This window comes from Streptomyces sp. AcH 505 (assembly GCF_000818175.1).
GTDB lineage: Bacteria > Actinomycetota > Actinomycetes > Streptomycetales > Streptomycetaceae > Streptomyces.
Genome location: NZ_JTIY01000001.1, coordinates 4,645,795 through 4,650,923 on the forward strand (window position 1 = coordinate 4,645,795; position 5,129 = coordinate 4,650,923).

Sequence of the window (5,129 nt, forward strand, 5' to 3'; positions counted from 1 at the left end):
CCAGCAGCGGCTCCCGCTGGTCGCCCACGTCGATGACGAGGGCGCCCGTACGGAGCAGGTCGCGGCAGGAGGCGAGCAGCCGGAGCAGGTGCATGGCGTGCTTCCAGCGCGGGGCGCCGTACTGCCGTACGTCCGCCTCCAGCTTCCTGCGCTGGCCCAACGCGTAGCGCTGGAACGTCTCGTACGCCCGCAGCGACAGGAACGCGTCACGCAGGGCGAGCAGTTCGCGGCCCGTGGCGTCGGCGTGCTCCACGATCGGGGAGTGCAGGCACTCCAGGACGTTGGGGTTGGCGCGCAGGGCGAGTTCGCAGAAGCGCTCCAGCTCCCAGGAGAACTGCTCGTCCGCCGGGCCCTCCACATGTGTCGGCGGCTTCTCGAAGCGCCAGAACAGCGCCGTGGGGGCGAGGAAGACCCCGCGCCGGTCCGTGTCCGACCCCTCCGTCGCGAGCCCGAAGGCGCGGGAGCCCGTCACACACGCGTAGACGGTGTGGTCGCGGACCAGGGCCTCGGGAGTCATGCGCGCGAGGCTACCGGCCGGACAGGCCCTAGGCTGAACGGAGCACGCGATCATCGTGGACGAACGAGGAGGAACCGTGGCGGTACGAGCGGTCCGTGGCGCGGTCCAGCTGGAGCGGGACGAGCGCGGGCACATGGACGAGCAGGTCAAGCAGCTCCTGTCCGCGATCCTCGACCGCAACGACCTCACGCCGGACGACCTGATCAGCATCTGGTTCACGGCCACCCCCGACCTGCACAGCGACTTCCCCGCCGCTGCCGCCCGCGGCCTCGGCATCGTGGACGTGCCGCTGATCTGCGCGCAGGAGCTGGACATCGCCGGTGCCATGCCGCGCGTCGTGCGGATCCTCGCCCACGTCGAGTCCGGCAGGACCAAGGCGCAGATCGCGCACGTCTACCTCGGCGCCGCCGCCGCCCTCCGCAAGGACATCGCCCAGTGAGAACAGCCGTCGTCATCGGAACGGGCCTGATCGGCACATCGGCCGCGCTCGCCCTGGCGAGCCGCGGCGTCACCGTGCACCTCACCGACCACGACCCCGACCGGGCCCGTACGGCCGCCGCGCTCGGCGCCGGTACGGACGAGCCGGCGCCCGGCACGGTCGACCTCGCGATCGTCGCCGTACCGCCCGCGCATGTCGCGGCGACCCTCGCCGACGCCATGCGGCGCGGGACGGCCCGCGGCTACCTCGACGTCGCCAGCGTCAAGGGCGGCCCGCGCCGCGAGCTGGAGGCGCTCGGCCTCGACCTGACCGCCTACATCGGTACGCACCCCATGTCCGGCAAGGAGCGGTCAGGCCCGCTCGCCGCCACCGCCGACCTGTTCGAGGGTCGCCCCTGGGTGCTCACCCCCGCCAGGGACACCGACACCGAGGTGCTCAACCAGGCCCTGGAACTCGTCGCGCTCTGCCGCGCCGTACCCGTCGTCATGGACGCCGACGCCCACGACCGGGCCGTCGCCCTCGTCTCGCACACCCCGCAGCTGATCTCTTCCATGGTGGCCGCCCGGCTCGAAGAGGCCGACGAGACCGCCGTACGCCTCTGCGGGCAGGGCATCAGGGACGTCACCAGGATCGCCGCCTCCGACCCCGCCATGTGGATCGACATCCTCACCGCCAACCCGGGGCCCGTCGCCGACGTGCTCGCCGGGATCGCCACCGACCTCGGCGAGACGGTCGAGGCGCTGCGCGCCCTCCAGTCGTCGGACGAGGAGAAGCGGCGCGGCGGCGCGGCGGGCATCGAGGACGTACTGCGCCGGGGCAACGCGGGCCGGGTCCGGGTGCCGGGCAAGCACGGCGCCGCCCCGAAGACGTACGAGGTCGTGGCCGTCCTGATCAGCGACAGTCCCGGCGAGCTGGCCCGGATCTTCGCCGACGCGGGCAGCGCAGGGGTCAACATCGAGGACGTACGCATCGAGCACGCCACCGGGCAGCAGGCCGGCCTCGTCCAGCTGATGGTCGAGCCGTCCGCCGCGCCCGTACTCAACGCCGCCCTGCGCAACCGCGGCTGGTCGATCCGGCAGTGACCCGGGGGCCGTCCGGCCCCCGGAAGGACGCGTGCACCGGCGCTCCGAGTACTCGGTAACCTTGTGCGGGGGCCGTTGCCACGTCCCACCGCACCCCAGCCGTGAACCAGGAAGGTGTCCACTCCCGTGGAAAGCGCCGCAACCGCCGCAACCGCAGCCAGGACCGCCCCTGCCGCCGTGATCGTCGCCATCGACGGCCCCTCGGGCACGGGCAAGTCGAGCACCTCCAAGGCGGTGGCCCTCAAGCTCGGGCTGAGCTTCCTGGACACGGGCGCGCAGTACCGCGCGATGACCTGGTGGATGATCAGCAACGGCATCGACGTACGGGACGCGGAAGCGGTCGCGACAGCGGCCGGCAAGCCCGTCATCGTCTCGGGCACCGACCCGGCGGGACCGACGATCACCGTGGACGGGACCGACGCGTCGGGCCCGATCCGCACCCAGGAGGTCACCTCGAAGGTCAGCGCCGTCAGCGCCGTCCCCGAGGTGCGGGCCGTCATCACGCGGCTGCAGCGCTCCGTCGCCGCCTCGGCCGAGCACGGCATCGTGGTCGAGGGCAGGGACATCGGTACGACGGTCCTGCCGGACGCCGACGTCAAGGTCTTCCTCACCGCGTCCGCCGAGGCGCGGGCCGCCCGCCGCAGCGGCGAACTGGGCGGCAAGGACGCGGCCGATGTCGCGGCGACCAGGGAAGCCCTCATAAAGCGCGACGCCGCCGACTCCAGCCGCAAGACGTCCCCGCTCGCGAAGGCGGACGACGCGGTGGAGGTCGACACCACCCACCTCACGCTTCAGCAGGTCGTCGAGTGCATCGTGACCCTGGTCGAGGAGAAGCGGGCGGTCCGGTGAGCACCGCCGAGCGGGCCGCCCCGTCCCGCAGAGGCGCCGCGGTCGGACGGGGCATAGGCGTCGGCCTGATGAACGGCCTCTGGCGGCCCCGGGTGCTCGGCGCCTGGCGGGTCCCCGCGAGCGGCCCGGTGATCCTGGCCGTCAACCACTCGCACAACATCGACGGCCCGATGCTGATGGGCACGGCGCCCCGGCCCGTGCACTTCCTGATCAAGAAGGAAGCGTTCGTCGGACCGCTCGACCCGTTCCTGCGCGCGATCGGGCAGCTCAAGGTGGACCGCGCGGTCGCCGACCGCACGGCGATCACCGACGCGCTCGGCCTGCTGGCGGCCGGCGGGGTGCTGGGGATCTTCCCCGAGGGCACCAGGGGCGAGGGCAATTTCGCCTCTTTGCGGTCCGGTCTCGCATACTTCGCAGTACGGTCCGGTGCGCCGATCGTGCCGGTGGCTGTCCTGGGAAGCACGGAGAGCCGCAGCCGGCTGGTCAAGGCGCTGCCCCGGCTGCGCAGCCGCGTGGACGTCGTCTTCGGCGACGCGTTCGTGGCGGGCGACGGCAGCGGCAGGCGTACGCGCGCCGCGCTGGACGACGCCACGGTCGGCGTCCAGCAGCGGCTGGCCGCCCACCTGGACGACGCCAGGCGCCTCACCGGGCGCCCGGCAGGACTTGAGTAGTGCGCCACATGTGGTGGCGCACCGATCACGATGGATGAACGAGGTACGGACTTCATGAACGACCAGATCGACTCCGACGACGAGCACGGAGAGCTTGGCGATGCCGAGTACGCGGAGTTCATGGAGATCGCCGCGCAGGAGGGCTTCGACCCCGAGGACGTGGAGGGCGCGATCGGCGAGGCCGGACACGGCCCGCTGCCCGTACTCGCCGTCGTCGGCCGGCCGAATGTCGGCAAGTCGACCCTTGTGAACCGCATCATCGGCCGCCGTGAGGCGGTCGTCGAGGACAAGCCGGGCGTGACCAGGGACCGGGTCACCTACGAGGCCGAGTGGGCGGGCCACCGCTTCAAGGTCGTCGACACCGGCGGCTGGGAGCAGGACGTCCTCGGTATCGACGCCTCGGTCGCCGCCCAGGCCGAGTACGCGATCGAGGCCGCCGACGCGGTCGTCTTCGTCGTGGACTCCACCGTCGGCGCCACCGACACCGACGAGGCCGTGGTCCGGCTGCTCCGCAAGGCAGGCAAGCCCGTCGTGCTCTGCGCCAACAAGGTCGACGGGCAGAGCGGCGAGGCGGACGCCACGGCGCTGTGGTCGCTCGGGCTCGGCGAGCCGCACCCCGTCTCGTCCCTGCACGGCCGCGGTACGGGCGACATGCTCGACGCCGTGCTCGAAGCGCTGCCGGACGCCCCAGCGCAGACCTTCGGCACCGCCATCGGCGGCCCGCGCCGTATCGCCCTCATCGGGCGGCCGAACGTCGGCAAGTCGTCCTTGCTGAACCGGGTCGCCAACGAGGACCGGGTGGTCGTCAACGAGGTGGCGGGCACCACCCGTGACCCGGTCGACGAGCTGATCGAGCTGGGCGGCATCGTCTGGAAGTTCATCGACACGGCGGGCATCAGGCGCCGGGTCCACCTCCAGGAGGGCGCGGACTACTACGCGTCGCTGCGCACCGCGGCCGCCGTCGAGAAGGCGGAGGTCGCCGTCGTCCTGATCGACACGAGCGAGTCCATCAGCGTCCAGGACCAGCGCATCATCACGATGGCCGTGGACGCGGGCCGCGCCCTGGTCATCGCGTACAACAAGTGGGACACCCTCGACGAGGACCGGCGCTACTACCTGGAGCGCGAGATCGAGACGGAGCTGGCGCAGGTCGCCTGGGCGCCCCGGGTCAATGTGTCGGCGCGTACCGGACGGCACATGGAGAAGCTGGTCCCGGCGATCGAGACGGCGCTGGCCGGCTGGGAGACCCGGGTGCCGACGGGACGGCTGAACGCGTTCCTCGGCGAGCTGGTGGCCGGGCATCCGCACCCGATCAGGGGCGGCAAGCAGCCGCGCATCCTGTTCGGCACGCAGGCGGGCACGAAGCCGCCGCGGTTCGTGCTGTTCGCTTCGGGCTTCATCGAGGCCGGCTACCGGCGGTTCGTCGAGCGCAGGCTGCGTGAGGAGTTCGGCTTCGAGGGCACGCCGATCCACATCTCGGTGCGGGTGCGCGAGAAGCGCGGCCGCAAGAAGTAGCGGGGCCGGGAACGGCGGAAACGGGCGGGCCCGGCACGGATCATCCGTGCCGGGCC

General features: G+C 72.3%; 6 protein-coding genes. 5 read left to right on the plus strand and 1 reads right to left on the minus strand.

Going from position 1 to position 5,129, the window contains the following annotated elements; translation table 11 throughout:
* On the minus strand, nucleotides 1-517 hold a 517-nt coding region (locus tag HY68_RS21225; protein ID WP_041991173.1), incomplete at its 3' end, for a nucleotidyltransferase domain-containing protein.
* A gap of 76 nt (nucleotides 518-593) precedes the next feature.
* On the opposite strand from HY68_RS21225, the gene aroH reads away from it, so the two are divergent.
* From aroH to der, 5 genes are all read left to right on the plus strand, one after another.
* Complete coding sequence (aroH, locus tag HY68_RS21230) at nucleotides 594-956, plus strand: chorismate mutase (RefSeq protein ID WP_041991176.1); 363 nt, start codon at nucleotides 594-596, stop codon at nucleotides 954-956.
* Nucleotides 953-2,038, plus strand: coding sequence for a prephenate dehydrogenase (locus HY68_RS21235; RefSeq protein WP_041991178.1), 1,086 nt, complete (start codon nucleotides 953-955; stop codon nucleotides 2,036-2,038). Before aroH ends, HY68_RS21235 begins: the two co-directional genes overlap by 4 nt.
* A 114-nt stretch (nucleotides 2,039-2,152) precedes the next feature.
* Nucleotides 2,153-2,887: a (d)CMP kinase gene (gene cmk / locus HY68_RS21240; RefSeq protein ID WP_078863706.1), complete on the plus strand. Its 735-nt coding sequence runs from the start codon at nucleotides 2,153-2,155 to the stop codon at nucleotides 2,885-2,887.
* 68 nt (nucleotides 2,888-2,955) lie between these two features.
* Nucleotides 2,956-3,558, plus strand: a complete 603-nt coding sequence (locus tag HY68_RS21245) for a lysophospholipid acyltransferase family protein (RefSeq protein ID WP_078863973.1) — start codon at nucleotides 2,956-2,958, stop codon at nucleotides 3,556-3,558.
* A 54-nt stretch (nucleotides 3,559-3,612) separates the two neighbouring features.
* A complete protein-coding gene (der, locus tag HY68_RS21250; protein ID WP_041991185.1) occupies nucleotides 3,613-5,073 on the plus strand; it encodes a ribosome biogenesis GTPase Der in 1,461 nt (486 codons plus the stop codon).
* Nucleotides 5,074-5,129: the final 56 nt, after the last annotated feature.